At 47.8% G+C, this 19,822-nt stretch carries 22 protein-coding genes; 3 read left to right on the forward strand and 19 right to left on the reverse strand.

From position 1 onward, the window contains the following. Nucleotides 1-155 precede the first annotated feature (155 nt). The 6 genes from XBJ1_RS00470 to XBJ1_RS21690 form a co-directional block, all read right to left on the reverse strand. Complete coding sequence (locus tag XBJ1_RS00470) at nucleotides 156-749, reverse strand: hypothetical protein (protein ID WP_012986724.1); 594 nt, start codon at nucleotides 747-749, stop codon at nucleotides 156-158. Next, a complete protein-coding gene (locus XBJ1_RS00475; RefSeq protein ID WP_038198211.1) occupies nucleotides 746-1,600 on the reverse strand; it encodes a hypothetical protein in 855 nt (284 codons plus the stop codon). Before XBJ1_RS00475 ends, XBJ1_RS00470 begins: the two co-directional genes overlap by 4 nt. Further along, a complete protein-coding gene (locus XBJ1_RS00480) occupies nucleotides 1,597-2,328 on the reverse strand; it encodes an aspartate/glutamate racemase family protein (protein ID WP_012986726.1) in 732 nt (243 codons plus the stop codon). The genes XBJ1_RS00475 and XBJ1_RS00480 overlap by 4 nt, the downstream gene beginning before the upstream one ends. 10 nt (nucleotides 2,329-2,338) lie before the next feature. After that, nucleotides 2,339-3,436 (reverse strand): ATP-grasp domain-containing protein, encoded by a 1,098-nt coding sequence (locus XBJ1_RS00485; RefSeq protein WP_012986727.1) that lies wholly within the window; start codon nucleotides 3,434-3,436, stop codon nucleotides 2,339-2,341. Nucleotides 3,437-3,988: 552 nt separating this feature from the next. After that, entirely contained in the window at nucleotides 3,989-4,615 is a 627-nt protein-coding gene (gene catB / locus XBJ1_RS00490) for a type B chloramphenicol O-acetyltransferase (protein WP_012986729.1), read from the reverse strand. 41 nt (nucleotides 4,616-4,656) lie between these two features. Further along, nucleotides 4,657-4,812 (reverse strand): hypothetical protein, encoded by a 156-nt coding sequence (locus tag XBJ1_RS21690; RefSeq protein WP_012986730.1) that lies wholly within the window; start codon nucleotides 4,810-4,812, stop codon nucleotides 4,657-4,659. A gap of 116 nt (nucleotides 4,813-4,928) precedes the next feature. Between XBJ1_RS21690 and XBJ1_RS00495 the strand changes: the two genes are divergently transcribed. After that, nucleotides 4,929-5,222, forward strand: coding sequence for a DUF1778 domain-containing protein (locus XBJ1_RS00495; RefSeq protein WP_012986731.1), 294 nt, complete (start codon nucleotides 4,929-4,931; stop codon nucleotides 5,220-5,222). Continuing rightward, on the forward strand, nucleotides 5,200-5,712 hold the full coding sequence (locus XBJ1_RS00500; RefSeq protein ID WP_012986732.1) for a GNAT family N-acetyltransferase: 513 nt from the start codon (nucleotides 5,200-5,202) through the stop codon (nucleotides 5,710-5,712). Before XBJ1_RS00495 ends, XBJ1_RS00500 begins: the two co-directional genes overlap by 23 nt. A 105-nt stretch (nucleotides 5,713-5,817) precedes the next feature. Here XBJ1_RS00500 and XBJ1_RS22715 read toward each other — a convergent pair whose 3' ends face one another. From XBJ1_RS22715 to paaA, 13 genes are all read right to left on the reverse strand, one after another. Next, complete coding sequence (locus XBJ1_RS22715) at nucleotides 5,818-6,069, reverse strand: IS3 family transposase (RefSeq protein WP_012986733.1); 252 nt, start codon at nucleotides 6,067-6,069, stop codon at nucleotides 5,818-5,820. A gap of 99 nt (nucleotides 6,070-6,168) precedes the next feature. Continuing rightward, on the reverse strand, nucleotides 6,169-7,086 hold the full coding sequence (gene paaX / locus XBJ1_RS00510) for a phenylacetic acid degradation operon negative regulatory protein PaaX (RefSeq protein WP_038198222.1): 918 nt from the start codon (nucleotides 7,084-7,086) through the stop codon (nucleotides 6,169-6,171). Between the two features lie 94 nt (nucleotides 7,087-7,180). Then, on the reverse strand, nucleotides 7,181-8,488 hold the full coding sequence (gene paaK / locus XBJ1_RS00515) for a phenylacetate--CoA ligase PaaK (RefSeq protein WP_012986735.1): 1,308 nt from the start codon (nucleotides 8,486-8,488) through the stop codon (nucleotides 7,181-7,183). 95 nt (nucleotides 8,489-8,583) lie between these two features. After that, complete coding sequence (pcaF, locus tag XBJ1_RS00520) at nucleotides 8,584-9,798, reverse strand: 3-oxoadipyl-CoA thiolase (RefSeq protein WP_012986736.1); 1,215 nt, start codon at nucleotides 9,796-9,798, stop codon at nucleotides 8,584-8,586. Next, entirely contained in the window at nucleotides 9,795-10,262 is a 468-nt protein-coding gene (gene paaI, locus XBJ1_RS00525) for a hydroxyphenylacetyl-CoA thioesterase PaaI (protein ID WP_012986737.1), read from the reverse strand. Before paaI ends, pcaF begins: the two co-directional genes overlap by 4 nt. Beyond that, nucleotides 10,252-11,856, reverse strand: coding sequence for a 3-hydroxyacyl-CoA dehydrogenase (locus XBJ1_RS00530; RefSeq protein ID WP_012986738.1), 1,605 nt, complete (start codon nucleotides 11,854-11,856; stop codon nucleotides 10,252-10,254). Before XBJ1_RS00530 ends, paaI begins: the two co-directional genes overlap by 11 nt. Nucleotides 11,857-11,858: 2 nt before the next feature. Beyond that, complete coding sequence (gene paaG / locus XBJ1_RS00535) at nucleotides 11,859-12,656, reverse strand: 2-(1,2-epoxy-1,2-dihydrophenyl)acetyl-CoA isomerase PaaG (protein WP_012986739.1); 798 nt, start codon at nucleotides 12,654-12,656, stop codon at nucleotides 11,859-11,861. 3 nt (nucleotides 12,657-12,659) lie between these two features. Then, nucleotides 12,660-13,433, reverse strand: coding sequence for a 2,3-dehydroadipyl-CoA hydratase PaaF (paaF, locus tag XBJ1_RS00540; protein WP_012986740.1), 774 nt, complete (start codon nucleotides 13,431-13,433; stop codon nucleotides 12,660-12,662). Between the two features lie 24 nt (nucleotides 13,434-13,457). Then, nucleotides 13,458-14,543: a 1,2-phenylacetyl-CoA epoxidase subunit PaaE gene (gene paaE / locus XBJ1_RS00545; RefSeq protein WP_012986741.1), complete on the reverse strand. Its 1,086-nt coding sequence runs from the start codon at nucleotides 14,541-14,543 to the stop codon at nucleotides 13,458-13,460. Nucleotides 14,544-14,562: 19 nt separating this feature from the next. Next, nucleotides 14,563-15,072 carry a 1,2-phenylacetyl-CoA epoxidase subunit PaaD gene (gene paaD / locus XBJ1_RS00550; RefSeq protein WP_012986742.1) on the reverse strand — a complete coding sequence of 170 codons (510 nt, stop codon included), beginning with the start codon at nucleotides 15,070-15,072 and terminating at the stop codon, nucleotides 14,563-14,565. Between the two features lie 29 nt (nucleotides 15,073-15,101). Then, nucleotides 15,102-15,878 carry a 1,2-phenylacetyl-CoA epoxidase subunit PaaC gene (gene paaC, locus XBJ1_RS00555; RefSeq protein WP_012986743.1) on the reverse strand — a complete coding sequence of 259 codons (777 nt, stop codon included), beginning with the start codon at nucleotides 15,876-15,878 and terminating at the stop codon, nucleotides 15,102-15,104. 10 nt (nucleotides 15,879-15,888) lie between these two features. Continuing rightward, complete coding sequence (gene paaB / locus XBJ1_RS00560; RefSeq protein ID WP_012986744.1) at nucleotides 15,889-16,176, reverse strand: 1,2-phenylacetyl-CoA epoxidase subunit PaaB; 288 nt, start codon at nucleotides 16,174-16,176, stop codon at nucleotides 15,889-15,891. A gap of 44 nt (nucleotides 16,177-16,220) precedes the next feature. Beyond that, the gene (gene paaA, locus XBJ1_RS00565; RefSeq protein WP_012986745.1) at nucleotides 16,221-17,162 is read right to left on the reverse strand and encodes a 1,2-phenylacetyl-CoA epoxidase subunit PaaA; all 942 of its coding nucleotides are present in this window, start codon (nucleotides 17,160-17,162) and stop codon (nucleotides 16,221-16,223) included. Nucleotides 17,163-17,486: 324 nt separating this feature from the next. Between paaA and paaZ the strand changes: the two genes are divergently transcribed. Beyond that, nucleotides 17,487-19,574: a phenylacetic acid degradation bifunctional protein PaaZ gene (paaZ, locus tag XBJ1_RS00570; protein ID WP_012986746.1), complete on the forward strand. Its 2,088-nt coding sequence runs from the start codon at nucleotides 17,487-17,489 to the stop codon at nucleotides 19,572-19,574. The last annotated feature ends 248 nt before the right edge of the window (nucleotides 19,575-19,822 follow it).

The following is a 19,822-nucleotide window of genomic DNA, read 5'->3' on the forward strand; positions in this document are numbered from 1 at the left end:
AGTTCGTGTTTAAATTAGCGGTAACAATATGCGCCTATTGAAATATAAAGAGATTTCGCGGTTTCGTATAATAAATGCAACATCGTTACGCTGGAATTAAACATATTTGTGTTCCTTGAAAAGATTATGACTAATCTTTTGAGCTAGTTCGGCTTCTAAATGAGTATGCCACGCTCGGCATAAAATCGGCCAAAAATATCTACTGACATTTTTACATCAATTTGACTTTGAGTGTTAGCACCAGAAGGATTATGAAAAGTTATTTCTTCGGGTGTAGCGTTAGTCACCAGTACAAGATGTCCGCCCTTTTTTTCAGGTAATCGTGTTGGCCATCTGATACTAGGATGAACGGAAGCTATATATAAACTATCTTGGGTAAAAACTTCATGTATCTTTTCGGCCGTCATACCGGTCACTATTTGAGAGATAATCCCAAATTGTTCCGATAACATTGAAACTACAGGAGCATAAATCATTCCTTTTATATGCTCATCTTCTATCTGGTATGCTCCGTACTCGGTTGCCATTTTAGTTAATTTCAGCAATGGGTAAATTTTCCCTGAGCGAGCTGCAAGCAACATTTTAAGACAAGCCATACCACAAATATGATTTGCCCATTTTGCATATTCCTCTGGGGAATCTGCACCGGATTGTTCCCATAGCGGATCATGACTAAGTGGAAGTTGATGGTGAATAATGTCATTGGCTAAATGGAATGATTCCCACTGAGAAAAATAGGGGACTTTCATAGTCTCTCCATGAACATAAGTAAAATTGCGATAACAGCAACAAAGGAAAATAACATTTGTTCAGAGAGTTTTCCTTCACGATAGACAAGCACTGAAATTAGCATAAGTAAAGGAATTCTGAGAGTTATTGCTAGATATCCGTAGCTGACAGGTAAATAAGTGGCAATAGCATAGTTAAAAAATAATTCTGGTAAAAACCAGATGATTGATATGGAAAGCCAAAATTTCAGTGGAACAAAAGAAAATTTATTTTTCTGATAGAAAAAAATAACAGATATATTCCCTACGCCAGTAAATAATAAATAGGTAAACCAACCACTCATGGGAATCCCTGTTCGGTCCATAATTGCAAACCCGATTACACAGAATATCATAATGAAAAACATAAGCTTACTTCGTTTGTGCATGCTTTTAATATGACCAATCATAGTGAAAAGAATTCCGGCGACAAAAAGAATGTTAATACTGAGGATTGAGGAAAAGGTAAGATTAGAACCAAATATCAGTATATCAATGAGTGCAATAAACCCAAGAGATATAGGGAATACATAAGTGGCAGATGAAAGGCTTTTGTTGATAAGATTTTGTTGTGCTATCAGCATTATGCCTAGAAGCACCCCTTTCATCAATCCAGCAGATATCCCTGCTAGGTTAAAGAAATCAGATGGAGTTGAGATGCCCGTGGTTATGGCGACAGGAAGTAGAGAAAGGCACGTTAAAAACGTGCCAGCGCCAATAATAAAAGCAGTATTCTCCGGAGATACACGTTCTGCAACTTTTTTAAGGGCAAGGGTTCGCAAAGTCGTTAGTACGGTGATCAACAAAAAAACACCATATTGTGCTATGTTCAATTGAGATACCTTAACATAGACGAAGTATTATTATTTTCCGGTGTTAGAGACAATGCGGCTTCAATGTGAGCATCGATAGAATCAATTATTTTTATTGAATTTTGATACACCCTATCACTGACAACTAAAGGAATTTCTGTACAGCCGAGTATGACGGCTTCTGCGCCTAATTCAGCTAATTCATCAATAGCACGATACATTATTCCACGGGATGTGTCAGTGAGTGCATAGCGACATAGATCCTGATAAATAGAATCATGTATGATTTGCCGAGTCCTGGATCTAGGTATTAATACGTTTATTCCTTTAGCTTCAAGTCGTTTCTTATAAAAATCACGTTCCATAACATATTGAGTACCAATTAACCCAACATTGGAAACCTTCATGCTGAGTAATTTATTTGCGGTGGCATCAATAATATTGATAATTGGAATATTAACCAGTTTTGAAAGCCGATCGCAAGTATTACTGGTTGTATTAGAACAAATAAGGATTTTTTTTACTTCGGCTTGCGCAAGTTGATGAACTGCTTTGCTGAGAATGTTAAATTCAGTCTCATTATCATCTCGCTTCTGGGCGGCAAGTATTTTTGAAAAATTAAGGCTGATAATAGCTAGATCGGCAGATTCAAAATCTTTGCCAGTATTCTGCACAGCCATATTCAAACGTTTATAATATTCCATAGTTGATGCCCAACTGACACCGCCAATTAATCCTATTCTTTCCATTTTTTTACCTTTACTCGATAATGTAGTTAAAAATAGATTTTTTTTCAGAAATGTTTTGTGATGAACATGATAGGTGAATAAACAAGCCAGGTATTGATAATTTGTGTCCTTTTAACATCTTAGGGAATATGCTATTTTTCATCATGCCCGGAATTGGATTTGATTCAAGAAAGTATATTTCTTCAGACTCGGTAACAATAAAGTCAAATCGACACATAAATTCATATCCAGTAGATTCAAAAATTTTAATAGATAAATCTTTTAGTGTTCTCGTTATCTCTGAATCTTGTATTAAAAGAATTTCTTCTGCTTTATTAATTCGATGCTTTTCATCATGACCGAAAAAACCATTCTTTGTGATTATTTCGACAACATTGAGTGCTATTGCTTTCCCTTCTATTCGAATGCAACCAACAGAATACTCTTTTCCTTTGATGAAAGCTTGTACCAAGGCAAATCTATCGTATTCAAAAATATTTTTTAAATTATCCAATATTGATTTTTTTTCATTTTCCAGATTAACATATTTATTTGTAAATAAAGAAGCGCCTAATGAATTAGGTTTTATAACTATTTTTTCTTCAGGGAAGTTATCGCTAATCAATGAAAATGCTTTTTCTAGATTACCTTCAGTTAAGAGTAATGTTTTCGGTGATCTTAAAGAGGGTAATAAACTATTAATATAGTGTGACATATGGTATTTACTCATAGATAGCGAGGAAGGAAGTACACTACCAAATGTTCCTTTAATTTTAAAATACTTAGCAACTCCTTGGATATGCCCATCCTCACCTAAATTACCATGAAGAAGATTGATGTGAAATTCGCTTTGTTTAGACATCCTTTTGATTGCTGTATATAAATCTATTTTATCTCCAGAATGAGTAAAATCATAGGGAGAAATATAAGGTGTATAGGCGTTGTATAAGACAGAACCATCTTTATCGAAGAAGTATATTGAATTAAGATTTCTATCAAAATTAAGCTCTCTGAAACTTTTTATAAGATTATCAAAAGAACTAACTGATGCTGGATGTTCTGGGGAAATTCCACCAAAAATGATCGATAATGGTATAGTTGTTTTTGTATCGCTAGGAAAATAAACCATATATATTTCCTTTTTTTGATTTTTTTAAAATATAATTCATGCATTGAAATCAATTCAAGCATACTATTCATTTCAATGCAATACCTTTTGGCTATTTATTTTTTTAAAAAAGAAAAAATAAAAATAATTATTAATTGTTTCTATAAGTATTTATAGTGGTGAATATTTATAAGATAATATTTTTTATGTTTAATTAATTTCATCCTGATTTTATAAAAGATGTTTTTCAGATCGACAACATTAGGCTAGCCTAAATAAACACAGATGATCGTGTTTTGGTAAACTTATTAAAACGGCTAATTATCTGATTGATTGGTATCTGCCGGATGGTGAGGACGATCATCGTTATAAAGCTATAATATTCAGTAATCCCTTTATTGATATGAGTAAATCTGTTATTCATGATAAAGAGACTGAAGATGCTCAGGCTTTATGGACTAAAGAAGTCGTTATTCAAATGATAAATGATTGTGAACTTAATGGGAAAAAAATTACGATAACCCCCTATTTTAAGGGGGTCGTGGCTTTATAAATTACCATTTAATTCATCGACTACTGATTCTGCCACCACCGATATAACCCTTCAATATCTGCTGAAGTGAGCATCTTCATCGCCGCTTTTAATTGTTCCAGCGGCCAGTTCCACCACTGCATTTCCAGTAACATAGCAATCTGTTCATCTGAAAAGCGTTTTCTGATCACCTTCGCCGGATTGCCACCAATAATGGTGTAAGGTTCCACATCCTTGGTGACAAGAGCGCGGGTGCCGATAACTGCCCCATCGCCAATGTTTACGCCGGGCATAATAATCGCTTCGGCACCCATCCAGACGTCATTGCCGATAACAGTATCTCCCATCGGTTGGTAGCCATTTTGAGCATCAGCAAAGGCCGGTTCTTCCGACATATAGAAAAACGGAAAGGATGAAACCCAATCCAAACGATGTCCTTGATTACCTGCCATCATAAAGGCGACTCCAGTGCCGATGGAGCAGAAGCTGCCGATGATCAACTTATCAACATCAACCAGATCGGGATGCAGGTAACGGGCGCAGTCATCAAAAGAGTGACCATGATAATAACCGGAATAGTAACTGAAACGGCCGATCTGAATATTCGGATTAGTGACTTGTTCCGCTAAGGTTTTGCCCTTAAATGGGCTGTCAAAGTAGTTTTCCATATAACCCTTGCTGTTATCTGATTCGAATTTGAAAATTATAATTAGTTTTTCGGTATAAAGTCCTGACTGAATGTCAGCCGTTTTCGTCCCTGTTCCATTTCTGCCAGCGGCTCCACTTCCCGTAAGGTCTTTTTGCAACGTGTGACGAGATCCTGAGATGGTAACAATTCATTGTAGCTCCAATATAGCCATATCATTTTTCTCCCATTTGGTTTTTGGCGTCATTTTGGCACGTATATTGATTTTTGTTAAAGAAAATGTTAAATTAGACCGTATATTAAACCAATAACCGCAATACGGTGGAGTTTTGACTATGGCCACATTATCAAATGAAAGAATCACCACTAGGGTGAATTCAGAAACTAAAGAGTTGCTTGAAATGGCACTATCATTATCTGGGTATGCGAGTTTGAATAGTTTTATTGCAAATGCTGCTGTAGCAGAGGCGAAACGACTGATTGAACAAAACATGCGCATCAAATTGTGTCAGGAGGATGCAGTGGCATTTGTGCATGCATTAGAAGAACCTACCCAGATAAATGAGCGTTTCCTTCGTGCAGCTCGTAGACATAAGGATTTGTTAGATGAAGATCGAGTGTCTAAATAAAAATAAACACGATAGAAATAATTTTGACTGTGGTGAACCTGCGTTAAACAACTATTTGAAAGCAGTATCAGGGCAGCATGATAAAAAGGACCTATCAAGGACATTTGTCCTGACAAGTAGTCAGAATGAATCTCAAATAAAGGGGTATTATTCACTAGCGCTGTGCACGGTAGAACTAGACGAAATACCAGAAAAAATATCGAAAAAATACCCTTCCAGTTTGTATTGCGCACTTATTGGCCGATTAGCTATAAATAAATTATTTCAACGCCAAGGACTTGGCGAAATTTTGTTGATAGATGCAATTCGAAAATCAATAGAATCGTCAGAATCCATTCCTACTCCAATGATTATCGTTGACGCTAAGCACGATATTGCTAAAAAATTCTATATAAACATGGGGTTTCAGGAATTTCCAAAAATGAAATTCAGGCTCTTTATGCCTATGAATGCAGCTGTGAACATTATAGAGCAAATCGACGCGATATAATTCAACAGGTGGGACCGCGGTCCCACCTCATTCTTCAGTAATTTCACCTACACCAGAACAATTTGTGCATTGCTGCACCTGAGTTGCATCTGTGTGGTGTTCTGCTCAAGAAAAATCGGACACTTTTACGAAGGCCATTTCATATTCCACGGGTGTTAAATCATTATTGGCCGTGTGCAATCGTGTTAAATTGTAATAATGCAGATAACCCAAGACATCTTTTTTCATCTCTGCCTGGTTTTCATGATGGGTTTTGGTTTCAGCTGCCTGTGGGACTGTATAGCTCTGTTCAACAACCAGATTGACCGCTTCTCTTTTAAAGTTATCGGTAAATTTTTGGGGTGATTTTCGTTTCATAAAGACACCTTAATTAAAGTCATTCTATTCCTTTACCAAAGTGTCCGAATTTATTAAAGCACAACACTGATTAAGACAGCGGCCGGGTGGACAAAAATGCTAACCACCAAAACGGCGGTAATACGCGGCCGCAGGTGGCGGAAGTGTGCCAATGGTGGTTTCACAGCGTTCGCTGACGTAATGTGTCGCAGTAAGGTCTATTCGGTGATAGATATTGGTGCACAAGTTACGGGCAACCTGCCCTTCCCATTGTGCTGGCAGCAAAGCATCCGGCAGCAGCGGATCGCGCAGTACCACACGGCGGTAAAAGTGAATAAGCAGCAGGCGCAACTGGAAGCTGCGTTCTGGTGTCAGGTCGGCTTCACTGCAATCTTGCAGCAGCTTCATTAAGGGACGGAATGAGACGATAAACTCGTGATAGTGTTTTACCACCTGATCCAGTGACCAACTGGCCGATACCCGTTCTTTCAGGCTTTGTTCTGAACGGGGATAGGGATAGTCTGCCCGAAAGTAGATCACAGAATCACTGGCGTTGAGTTCGCCAAGCAGGGCGGGAATATCACTTTGCGCGCTGCTTGGCGCCGCCATCAGAGTGCTGTTGAGTTGGCCGAAGCCAAGCCAGCTCAGTTCTTTTTTCAGGCGGTTGCGTTCTTCTTTGGTCGTGCCTTCCAGCAGCAGTAGATCCCACTTGCCATCCCACTCAGGCTGTTCGCTCAGGTAGATTTTGCTCTCGGCATGGCGGAATTGATTCATGCCACGCTCGGTGATGCGGTAATAGCTGCGACGGCCGATTTTCTCCACCGCCAGCCAGCCCTCTTTTTGCAGGCGAAAGACGGATGTCCGCACAAAACGGTCACTGAACCCCATCGGTTCCAGCAGGAGGCTCAGACTGCCCAACCATACTTCACCACCACGGTGACTGAGGGCATCCCCAAACAGAGAGATAATCAGCGACGTTCCGCTGATGGGCTGGGCATCAAGGGCGTGTCGGATAAAGTCGTCGAGTTTGTGTGCCATTTTTTCCATTATCTGCTCGCAAATGTGTCATGCCATTAGCATAACCGGAGAAATATACCCTGCAACTTGAAATAGTCTCAGCGGTGGCGAATGATTACTCATGCTGGCGGTGGTCGATCACTCTGACCGCCTTGCCTTCTGAGCGGGGGATGTCTCCGCAGTTGACGATACTGACTTCTGTACTCAGCCCTATCATGGATTTAATGTGATGGCGCAACTGGTGGCAGATGTCGCAGCGTTGTTGAGCATCAAGCCGCTCCGGTTCTTTTAGCTCGACCTTGACTGACAGGCAGTCATAATTGCCTGTGCGGTTCACTTCTAACTGATAATGAGGCGACAGCTCTTTGAAGCGGATGATCTGTTCTTCTACCTGTGATGGGAAGACATTGATGCCACGGATAATCAGCATGTCGTCAGAGCGTCCGGCGATCCTGTCCATACGACGCATATGACGGGCAGTACCCGGCAATAAACGGGTCAGATCGCGGGTGCGGTAACGGATCACGGGCATGGCCTCTTTGGTCAGAGTCGTGAAAACCAATTCGCCGGATTCGCCATCCGGCAACACGTTCAGGTTGTCAGGCTCAATCACTTCCGGATAGAAATGATCTTCCCAAATGGTGGAACCGTTAGCGTGTTCCACCGATTCCATCGCGATCCCCGGCCCCATGACTTCGGACAGGCCGTAAATATCCAAAGCTTTGATGCCCATGCGCGTTTCAATTTCGCTGCGCAGCGCTTCTGTCCAAGGCTCCGCGCCGAAAATGCCAACACGCAGGGAGCATTTACTGGCATCTCCGCCCATCCGCTGTTCCAGCGCGTCCAGTAAAGTCAGGCAGTAGGAAGGGGTCATCATGATGACGTCGGGTTTGAAGTCCAGAATCAGTTGCGCCTGTTTTTCGGTCTGACCGCCGGACATAGGGATCACGGTGGCGCCCAGACGTTCAGCCCCGTAGTGTGCTCCCAACCCTCCGGTAAACAGGCCGTAGCCATAGGCGACGTGAACTTTGTCTTTGGCGCTCGCTCCGGCAAAGCGTAGGCAACGGGCGACCAGATTCGCCCAATGGTCGATATCCCGCTGGGTATAACCCACCACGGTAGGATGCCCTGTGGTGCCCGATGAGGCATGGATGCGCACGATTTGTTCCATCGGAACGGCGAAAGTATCGAACGGGTAGTGATCCCGTAGATCCTGTTTGGTGGTGTAGGGAAATTTGGTGATGTCCGCAAGTTGCCTGAAATCACTGGGATGGATGCCGGCGGTGTCAAATTTGCGGCGGTACATGGGCACGTTGTTGTAAGCGTGATGGAGCGTCCATTTTATCTGTTCAAACTGGTGCGCCTGAATTTCGTCACGTGAAGCAAATTCAATGGAATCGAGGTGTTGTACGTTGTTGCTCATAGTTTCCTGTCCCTTTGTTGATTTGTTTGTAACAGGTTGTTGTTTTTATGTGCAGGTGTGGGTTATTTGCTAATACCCGATATAAGGCGTTGCCGTTACGATATGCGTTCAATAATCATGGCGATCCCTTGCCCTACGCCGATGCACATCGTGCACAAGGCATAGCGGCCGGTACGCCGTTCCAGTTCCAGAGTGGCCGTCAGCGCCAGACGTGCCCCGCTCATGCCCAATGGATGACCCAATGCAATCGCACCACCATTCGGATTGACCTGTTCTGCATCATCCGGTAGCCCCAACTGACGCATGACGGCCAGTGACTGTGCGGCAAAAGCTTCATTGAGTTCAATGACGTCCATCTGGTTCAGGCTCAGGCCAGTGAGCTCCAGTACCTTGCGGGTGGCTGGCAATGGCCCGATCCCCATCATGCGGGGTTCAACGCCGCAGGTGGCGGTTGCGATAATGCGCGCCCGGGGTGTCAGCCCCTGCTGCAAGGCGGCCGTCTCTGAGGCGATGATGAGTGCCGCCGCGCCATCATTGACGCCAGAGGCGTTGCCGGCGGTGATTGTTCCATCAACCCGGAAGGGGGTTTTCAGCCGTTGCAGTTGTTCGAATGTCGTCTCCGGCCGTGGGTGTTCATCCCGTGAGACGATGGTTGGTGTGCCTTTTTTGTCTGTAGAGGGCAGGGTAATGGGGGTGATTTCTTCCGCGAAAATTCCCCGTTGTTCGGCGTTGGCGGTACGTTGCTGGCTGCGCAGGGCGAAGGCATCTTGATCGTCACGGCTGATTTGAAACTGGGCGGCAACATTTTCCGCAGTTTCTGGCATGGAGTCTGTCCCAAACTGCTGCTGCATCAGGGGATTGATAAAGCGCCAGCCAAGGGTGGTATCAAAGATTTGGGCTTGGCGGCTGAATGGGCTGTCGGTTTTACCCATGACGAAAGGGGCACGGGTCATGGATTCGACCCCGCCCGCCAGCATCAGTTGCGCTTCGCCGGCTTTAATACCACGGGCGGCAAAGGCCAAGGCATCCAGACCGGAGCCGCACAGCCGATTGAGGGTGGTCGCCGATACCGAATAGGGTAACCCTGCCAGTAAAACCGCCATGCGTGCCACGTTGCGGTTATCTTCTCCCGCCTGATTTGCGCAGCCCAGAATGACGTCATCAATCTGTTGCCAATCCAGCGAGGGATAACGTGCCAGTAGTGCCTGTAGCGGCAGAGCGGCCAGATCGTCAGCCCGCAGGCCGGAAAGCGCACCACCATAACGCCCGATAGGAGTACGGATGCCGTCACAGATAAACGCATGGGTCATGATTGTTCTCCCTGTAATGGTGTTTCCTGCCTGTCTTCCAGAATAGAATGGCCGAGACGATGGGCATGACCACGAAAAAAGGCCACGATTTTGCCGTCCTGATTGATAATTCTGACGTCATACAAGCCCGTGGTTTTTCCCTGATGCTGCATAAAAGCGGTGGCTGTCAGGCGGTCACCGCTGAAGGCCGGGCGGATAAAATCAATGCTACAACCGGATGCCACCGCCGCCAGCCCTTCGCTGTTGCAGGCATAGGCGAAGGCAGTATCGGCCAGACTGAACAGGATGCCACCATGACAGCTTTGATGGCCGTTGAGCATGTCTGGTTTAATGGTCATGCTTACTTGGGCGACCCCTGTATCAACATGGTCGATGTGCATTCCCATATTCTGGGCGCAGGCATCTTTGGCATACATGGCTTCTATGCAGCGTTGAGCCAGTTGGCTGGAAGCGTTAGCGGACATGGTTGCGTTCCTTATTTTGATTTTGATCTCGCTGGAGATGCAGCGTTACATAGCCTGCCGCCAGTTGGCGCAACAAAGGTGCAGGTCGGTAACGGGGTTCGCCATAAAATTGCTGTAAGTTTTCCAGTGTGCTGAGAATGTGCCGCCAGCCCAGTTGTTCCCCCCATGCCAATGGGCCGATGGGATAATTGACGCCGTAACACATCGCCAGATCGATATCTGCAGCGCTGGCGATGCTTTTATTGATGGCATCCAGCGCCTCGTTGCACAACATGGCCACGGTACGCATCGTCAGTAAGGCAGGGTAATCCGGCAGGAGAATCACCTGCTTGCCGAGAGATTGCAGGAAACTGATCACTTTTGCCGTCTGCGGCCGGGTGTTCTGGCAGGCGGAGCTAAGAGTGATGATGGAAGCCGTCTGATGATTGGCGGCAAGATCAAACTGTACCACTGGCGCTCTGATTTCATCAGCAAGCTGTGCGCTGGTTTTACCTTGTGTCAGCGTTAATATAACGTCATCAAGCTGTAATGCTGGCGGCTGGGAATCGGTATTTTTGCTTTCTTCGGGGGCGATTCCATATTGTTGTAACAACGGTTTTAATAGCGCGGCAAAATGTGGCAGAGTTCCCCAATCGCCCGTTGCCTGAATCCGCGCAGGCCGTATTTGCTCCTGGAGGGTTTCCAACCGGGGTAATGGCTGATGTTTTTCTTTGCTATCATAAACATAAAACCCCTGACCGCGCTTACGACCCAGATGATCGGCTTCCACCAGCTCTTTCTGGCGCAGTGAAGGCTGGAAGCGCGGATCACCGTGAAATGCGTGGAACAGAGATTCGGTTACGGCATAATTAACGTCATGACCAATCAAATCGGTAAGCTGTAACGCCCCCATCGCAAAACCGCCCGATTCTTTCATTACTGCATCCAGTGTGGCGGGGGAAGCAACGTTTTCTTCCAGTGCGCGCAAAGTCTCCGCATAAAACGGGCGGGCGATGCGGTTGACGATAAAACCCGGCGTAGAGCGGCAAACTACAGGCTGTTTTTGCCAATCGGTGACGAGACTTTTGAGTGTGGTAATCGTTTGAGACGACGTTTCCAGACCCTGAATGATTTCCACCAGTTTCATCAGTGGTGCGGGGTTGAAAAAATGCAGCCCCGCCATGCGTTGGGGTGAAGCCAGCACACGGGCAATGGCGGTAATCGAGAGCGATGAGGTGTTGCTGGCAAAGATCGTTCCGGCTGAACAGAGGGGTTCCAGTTGGCGGAACAGGTTCTGTTTGACCTCCAGTTGTTCGATAATCGCTTCAATCACCAGTGCGCTCGGTGCCAGTGCCTGCAATGAGTCAACCCGTGTGATGCGCTGTAATAGGGCTTGGGTTGCGCCAGCTGCTGCTTTGCCTGCCTCCACACGTTGATGCAGACGGGTGTGCAGCGTCTCCAGTGCACGCTGTGCCGCTTCATTATTCACATCAAACAGCAGGACGGAATATCCTGCCTGAGCGGCGACCTGTGCAATGCCGATCCCCATCGTTCCCGCGCCAATGACAGCAATCGGGCCGTGAAGGATCGGATGATGATGTGCTGGCGTGTTCATGGTTATCTCCCTTTGAACTGTGGCTGGCGTTTGTCTATGAATGCACTGACACCTTCACGGAAGTCTTCACTGCGTCCGCACAGGCGCTGTAAATCACGTTCGAGATTAAGCTGTTGATCCAAGCTATTGGCTGCGGCGGCATAAGTGGCTTTTTTGATGCAACTCAGCGCCACCGTTGGCTGGGTCGCCAGATGTTGAGCGAGTTCCCGTGTTTTATCTTCTAACGCTTCGGGTTCGACGACCTGCCAGATCATGCCCCATTCCAGTGCTTGTTCCGCGCTGATTTTGTCTCCCAATAATGCCATTCCCATTGCCCGGGCATGGCCGATTTTATGGGGCAGGAACCAGCTACCGCCGGCATCCGGTGTCAGACCAATACGGCAGAAGGCTTGAATAAAGCTGGCGGTACGGGAAGCGATCACAATGTCACAGGCCAGTGCGACGGAGACACCTGCGCCTGCTGCTACTCCGTTGACGGCGCAGATCACGGGTTTGGGCAGGGAAGTCAGGCGACGGATCAGCGGGTTGTAGAAACGTTCAACGGATTGGCCGAGATCAGGAACGTCACCCTCTGAGATGATGGCGTTGCGATCATTTAAATCTTGTCCGGCACAGAAGCCCCGTCCAGCGCCTGAGAGCAGGACACAGCGCACGGATTCATCTTGTTCAGCGATCTTTAGCGCTTCACTTAACTGCTGGTGCATTTCCTCGTTAAAGCTGTTAATGCGTTCTGGACGGTTGAGCGTAATGCTGAGGACACCTGCTTCAATATCAGTGAGTATCATTGACATATTTTCCATCGATCAGAACCCTTTGAATGTTGGTTTACGTTTTTCAAGAAAGGCGGTAATGCCTTCTTGGCGATCGGCTGTCCCTGCCAGAGCGACAAATTGCTGGCGTTCGGCGAGCAGCCCTTGTGACAGGCTGGTTTCGTGTGCAGTCTTGAGTGCAGCTTTAGCCGCCCGTAACGCCAGCGGCGAAAACTCACTGATGCGTTGGGCAATCTGTTCCGCGCGTTCTAATGTCAGAGCATCGATACAGACTTCGCTCACCAGCCCTGCCTGCTGTGCTTTCTGGGCGTTGATCGCTTCGCCAGTTAGGATCATTTGATTGGCCAGTGCTTTGCCCACACAGCGGATTAACCGCTGTGTGCCGCCAGCGCCCGGCATTAATCCCAATGTAATTTCCGGCAGGCCGAAGCGGGCACTTTCACCGCAAATCACCAGATCACAGGCCAGCACCAGTTCGCAACCTGCACCCAGTGCGTAGCCATTGACGGCCGCAATAAGAGGTTTGCTGATGTTGTGCAAGCGCTGCCAGAGTTGTGGGCGGCGGTCTGTCATTGCCGTGGCAACGGTCTGCTGCTGTAGCTCCCTGAGATCGGCACCCGCCGCAAAATAGCGTGATGCTCCTGTAATGACGATAGCGCCGGTTCCGGTATCGGCATCCGCCTGTTCCAATTGCTGGACGAGCTGCTCCAGACAATCATTGCTGAGGGCATTACGGACTTCCGGGCGGTTCAGGGTCAGTGTGCGTACCCGTTGTTGCTGGTGGCATAAAATCCATTCGTGACTCATGGTAGCTCCTCATTTTTGACGGTGCTAGACGTCAAAATCCACAACCACGCCGTCACCTTTCGGCCACGACTGGCAGCTTAAGATATAACCGGCAGCCAATTGATCCGGCTCAAGGCTGTAGTTTACGTTCATGTCCACTTCACCGGATTTGAGACGGCATTTGCAGGTGGCACACACGCCTCCTTTACAGGCATAGGGTAAATCGGCACCTTGACGTAGTGCTGCATCAAGAATGCTGTCATCTTCGGTGTTCATGGCAATGTTCAGGGTGCGGCCATCCAGATGAATCTCCACACGGGTTTCACTGCGTTCGGCCAGATTGGCCGGGCGGGCAGCGGTACTTGATGGATTACGCCCGGTGTTGAAGCGTTCTGTATGGATACGTTCGGACGCCATGCCGGCCTGCTCAAGTGCAGATTTGGCATCATCCAGCATGGCTGCTGGCCCGCAGAGAAAGGCCTGTCCGAACTGGCTGAAATTGAGCAGGATTTTGCCGAGGTGTTGAAGGTGCTCGCTATCAATGCGGCCGTTGAACATCGGGCTATCGGTGATTTCCTGACTGAAGAGGTACAGCACCTGAAAACGGTGCAGGTAGCGATTTTTCAGATCGGCCAGCGCTTCTTTGAACATCACGGAACGGCTGGTGCGGTTACCGTAAATCAGCGTGAAGGTGCTATCCGGTTCCAGCGCCAGTGTACTTTTGATGATCGATAGAATTGGCGTGATACCCGAACCCGCAGCGATTGCCAGATAGTTTCCCGCGTTGTTCCCATCGGGATGGTGGCCGAAATTGCCTTGTGGTTGCATGACATCCAGCTCATCCCCGACTTTAAGCCGCTGGTTGATGAAAGTCGAAAAACGCCCTTGATAGGTGGCCTTGACGCCAATTTGTAATCCATCGTCCAGTGGTGAACTGCAAATGGAGTAACAGCGGCGTAGCTCTGCACCATCCACCCGCGCCTTAAGTGTCAGGTGCTGGCCGGGTTGATAGCAAAAGAGGGCTTTCAACTCATCGGGGACATGCAGTGTGACGGTCACGGCATCAGGTGTTTCCCGCTCAATCGCTGCAATGCTTAAGCGGTGAAAAGTCGGACGATGAAAAGTAGCCATCTTTTGCTGCTCCCTAAACTCAAATACATTTGAAATAGTCGAAGGGTTCCAGACACTGCTGACAGCGATAGATCGCTTTGCAGGCGGTGGAACCGAATTCACTGATTTTTTCGGTCTCATGGCTACCACAACGTGGGCAGGTGATTGTTTCTGTTTCTGTCGGTTTTTCACAAGCCAGACCTTGTGGAGGCGCGATACCGAATTCCCGCAGGCGTTGTTTGGCATCGGCATTCATCCAGTCAGTTGTCCATGCCGGCCTCAGGCTGATTTCGACAGTGACCGATGTAAAGCCCGCCCGTGCCAGTGTTTGCTGAATCTCATTGATCAGGTATTCCGTTGCCGGACAACCGGAGTACGTCGGGGTGAATGTCACCCGCCAGCCGGTTAGCTGGGGGGTCACCGCCCGAACCATACCGAGATCAGTAATGGAGAGTACGGGAAGCTCAGGATCGGCAATCTGGTGTAGGCATTGCCAGATCTGATGGATGGCCGGATTCTGTAATTGTAATGTGTTAACGTGTTGTTCCATCTTCCCCTCCCTTCGTGATCAACGGATGGTTACCAGTTACAGTTGGGATAAGTGCGTTGCAGATACTGCATTTCCGCCAGCATGTATCCCAGATGTTCGGTATGCAGTCCCTGCTTGCCTCCCTGTCGGTAGGGCGTTTCCTGCGGAATTTCCAATGTGGCTTGGGCGAATGTCTCGTTGATAATTTGCCGCCAGGGTTCGTACAAGGTACGGGGATCGACCGCAATGCCTTCTTCGGCCAGCCGCTGTTCCACTTCATCGCAATAGAACAGTTCGCCGGTAAAGCGCCACAGTTGATTGACCGATTGCCGGATTTTTTCGCGGCTCAGTTCCGTACCATCCCCCAGCCGGATCATCCAGCCACGGCTGAAACGCAGGTGATATTCGACTTCTTTCAACGATTTGGTGCTGATAGCGGCCAATTGAGGATCGCGGCTCTGCCCCAGTGCCTGATGGAGCAGGACGTGATAAGCATCGATAAAAAACTGACGTACCAGCGTATCGTTAAAGCCGCCGTTGGGTTGCTCTACCAGCAGCAGATTGCGGTATTCTCGTTCATCGCGGCCAAATGCCAGCCGATCTTCATCAAAATCCATTCCGTAGAGTGTGGCGGCGTAGCTGAGAAAATGGCGCGCCTGCCCCAGCAGATCGAGGCCGATATTCGACAGGGCAAGGTCAATTTCCAGTTCTGGCGCATGGCCGCACCATTCACACAGGCGCTGTGCCAGAATTAACGGGGTATCCCCCTGCCGTAGCACATAATTAAGCAGGTCATGGTTGGATGGATCAACGCTATGTGTATTCATATTTCAGCTCTTACATATTCTTGATGCCATCAGGAATGGTATAGAAAGTCGGATGACGGTAGATTTTGTCTTCCGAGGGATCGAAAAAAGCCCCGCGCTCTTCAGGTTGTGATGCCACCAGATGGATAGATTTCACTACCCAGATGGAGCAACCTTCATTGCGGCGAGTGTAGACATCGCGCGCGTTCTCCAGCGCCATTTGATCATCTGCTGCATGGAGGCTGCCGACATGACGGTGAGCCAGCCCCTGTTTGCTGCGGATAAAGACTTCATACAGCGGCCAATCGGTATCACTCATATTTTGTCTCCTGTTCCGGTTATCAATTCCGGTAATGAAACGGATTAAGCAGCATTTTTTCTGGTGGCCATTTTCTTGGCATGGATTGAGGCGGCTTCACGTACCCAGCTTCCGGTTTCCCAAGCCCGGCGTTTGGCTTCCAGCCGTTCGTGATTACATATGCCCTGTCCTTTGAGCACTTGATAGAATTCGTCCCAATCGATTTCACCAAAACGGTAATGTTCCGTGGTTGCATCCCAGACCAGTTCGGGATCGGGTGCGGTCATGCCCAGTGCTTCCAATTGCGGAACGGTGCTGTCGATAAATTTCTGCCGCAGTTCATCATTGCTGAACCGTTTGATTTTCCATGCCATGCTTTGGGCGCTGTTGGGTGAATCATTGTCATTGGGGCCAAACATCATCAGAGTCGGCCACCAGAAACGGTTGATGGCATCTTGCAGCATCTTGCGTTGGGCGTCATTGCCCGCCGCCAGTACCATAACGGCTTCATAACCCTGCCGCTGGTGGAAACTCTCTTCCTTGCAGATTTTCACCATCGCACGGGCATACGGGCCGTAAGATGCCCGACACAAGGCGACCTGATTGATGATCGCAGCCCCATCCACCAGCCAGCCAATCACCCCTACATCTGCCCAATTGAGGGTGGGATAGTTAAAGATGGATGAATATTTCATCTTGCCATTCAGCAGCTTCTGGTAGATGTCCTGACGGGTACAGCCCAGTGTTTCTGCCGCGCTGTACAGATAAAGCCCGTGTCCGGCTTCATCCTGTACTTTTGCCAGCAGCACCGCTTTGCGGCGTAGTGTCGGGGCTCGGGTGATCCAGTTGGCCTCCGGTAACATACCGACAATTTCTGAATGGGCATGCTGACCGATTTGACGTATCAGGTTTTGGCGATAGGCATCAGGCATCCAGTCTTTGGCCTCAATGGAAAGATCCGCCGCGATTTTGGCGTCAAAGTGCGCTTGAAGTGAGTTAGTTGTCATGTTGCCTCCGTTATGATTCTTATTTTTTTATTTTTAATATAAAAATGAATCATTTTACATAACTGTAAATCTACAAATTGATAACGTAAATATCAAACAGTTAGGTTGTCTATTTGTAGTACACATCACAATATGAATTTTTATTTTTTTAAAAACAATAAGTTAATTTTTATTATTGGATAGGATAAGAATATTAACAAGTGATCGCCCGCAAATGTTTTGCTTTTGTTAATTTATTGGGTGGTTTCGTTAATGGGATATATGATACATAAATACCATTAGATACTTGATAATTGATTCATTAATTTGTTAGGTGGAGAAAAAATGCAACAGTTAACCAGTTATATTTGTGGTGCTTGGGTTTATGGACAGGGCAACGCCAGAACCCTTCATCATGCAGTGAGTGGTGAAGCCTTGTATCAGGTGTGTTCAGATGGCCTGCCACTGGCCGATAGCCTAGGATATGCCCGTGAAAAAGGCGGTAAGTCGTTGTCCGCCATGACGTTCCAGCAACGTGCGCAGATGATGAAAGCGGTGGCGAAGCATCTGCTTGCTAACAAAGAAACGCTGTATGCCATTTCGGCAGAAACGGGAGCGACCCGTGCGGATGGTTGGGTGGATATTGAAGGCGGCATTGCGACGCTGTTTTCTTATGCAGGGCTGGCGGGGCGTGAGTTACCGGATGATACCCTGTGGCCGGAAGATGAAATGATCCCGCTTTCCAAACAGTCGCAGTTTGTGGCTCGTCATGTGTTGACTTCGCGTCCCGGTGTCGCGCTGCATATCAACGCGTTTAACTTCCCTTGCTGGGGAATGCTGGAAAAACTGGCACCAACGTGGATGGCCGGTATGCCAGCTATCATCAAACCCGCGACGGCATCCGCTCAATTGACGCAGGCGATGGTAAAAATGATCATCGATAGCGGTCTGGTGCCGGAAGGCGCTCTGCAATTGATCTGCGGTGGCATTGGCGATCTGTTTGATCATCTCGATTATCAGGATGCGGTGACTTTTACCGGATCGGCGCAGACCGGGCAGAAGCTGCGTGTTCACCCACGACTGATCGAAAAATCCATTCCGTTTACCATGGAAGCCGATTCCCTTAACTGCTGTATGTTGGGCGAGGATGTTACGCCTGAAATGCCGGAATTTGGCGTGTTTATCAAGGAAGTTGTCCGCGAGATGACGGCTAAGGCAGGGCAAAAATGTACGGCCATCCGGCGTATTATCGTGCCAGTCAGTCAGCTTGAGGCGGTTAAACAAGCATTGCTTAAACGCCTTTCCGGAGTGACTGTCGGCGATCCCGCACTGCCGGAAGTGCGCATGGGCGCGTTGATTAGCCTTGAACAGCGCGATGAGGTTCAGGCCAAGGTTGATGAATTGTTGCGTCACGGTTGTGAGCCTCTGTGCGGTGGTGCTTTGGATCAACTGGTGCTGACAGGCAATTCCAGCAACGAGGGCGCATTCTACCCTCCGACTCTGCTCTATTGTGCTGATCCGGTAGCACATCAAGCGGTACATGGAACGGAAGCTTTCGGGCCTGTTTCCACCTTGATGCCGTATCAGGGGACAGAACAGGCGATAGCGCTGGTGTTGATGGGGCAGGGCAGTCTGGCGGGTTCGCTGGTTACGGCGGATGAGCAGATCGCGGTGCAGGTGATCCGGGCAACAGCGTGTGCTCACGGCCGTATGCTGGTGCTGGATGAGGCGGCATCTGCGGAATCTACGGGGCATGGATCTCCACTGCCTATGCTGGTACATGGTGGGCCGGGGCGTGCCGGCGGTGGCGAAGAGCTAGGCGGTCTGCGGGCGGTGAAACACTATATGCAGCGCACCGCGATTCAGGGCAGCCCAAACATGCTGGCCGCCATCGGCCGTGAATGGGTACGTGGTGCCAAAGTTAAGACCGATCCGGTTCATCCATTCCGTAAGTATTTCGAACAGCTTGAGATTGGTGAAAGCCTGCTGACGGCTCGCCGTACTGTCACCGAAGCCGATATCGTCAATTTTGCCTGTCTGAGCGGAGATCATTTTTATGCGCACATGGATAAACTGGGGGCGGCGGAATCTCTGTTTGGTGAGCGTGTGGCGCATGGTTATTTTGTCGTATCAGCAGCAGCAGGCTTATTTGTGGATGCAGCGGTTGGGCCAGTGCTTGCCAACTATGGCATGGAAAACCTGCGTTTTATTGAGCCGGTGAAAATTGGCGATACCATTCAGGTGCGGCTGACCTGTAAGAAGAAGATCAAGAAAGTCCAGAAAACTCCTGATGACAAACCGCAAGGTGTTGTGGTGTGGGATGTGCAGGTTTTGAATCAGGAGCAACAACCAGTGGCGCTTTACAGTATTCTCACGCTGGTGGAACGGCAGCAAGGGGATTTTACCGCGTCTGAGTCGGTGCGGTTGAGATAAACAAATCGGAGATTTGTTGAGTAAGGGAACTGAAATGCCTGAGGATATTTGTCAAAAAAACAAAATAGCGGTGATCCTCAGGTTGTTCTCTAAAGTTTGAATTCGGGTTGCATTGCACTTGACGAAGCCGACGGCTGGTTAGCAAAGCTCGAAGCAGGAGATAATACGCATTAAGTGTACACGTAATGGGTTGATGATATTATTTTTTATTTTAATCGTATTTCTTAAATATTTGTCAAGTATGTTAT

This window comes from Xenorhabdus bovienii SS-2004 (genome assembly GCF_000027225.1).
Taxonomy (GTDB): domain Bacteria; phylum Pseudomonadota; class Gammaproteobacteria; order Enterobacterales; family Enterobacteriaceae; genus Xenorhabdus; species Xenorhabdus bovienii_C.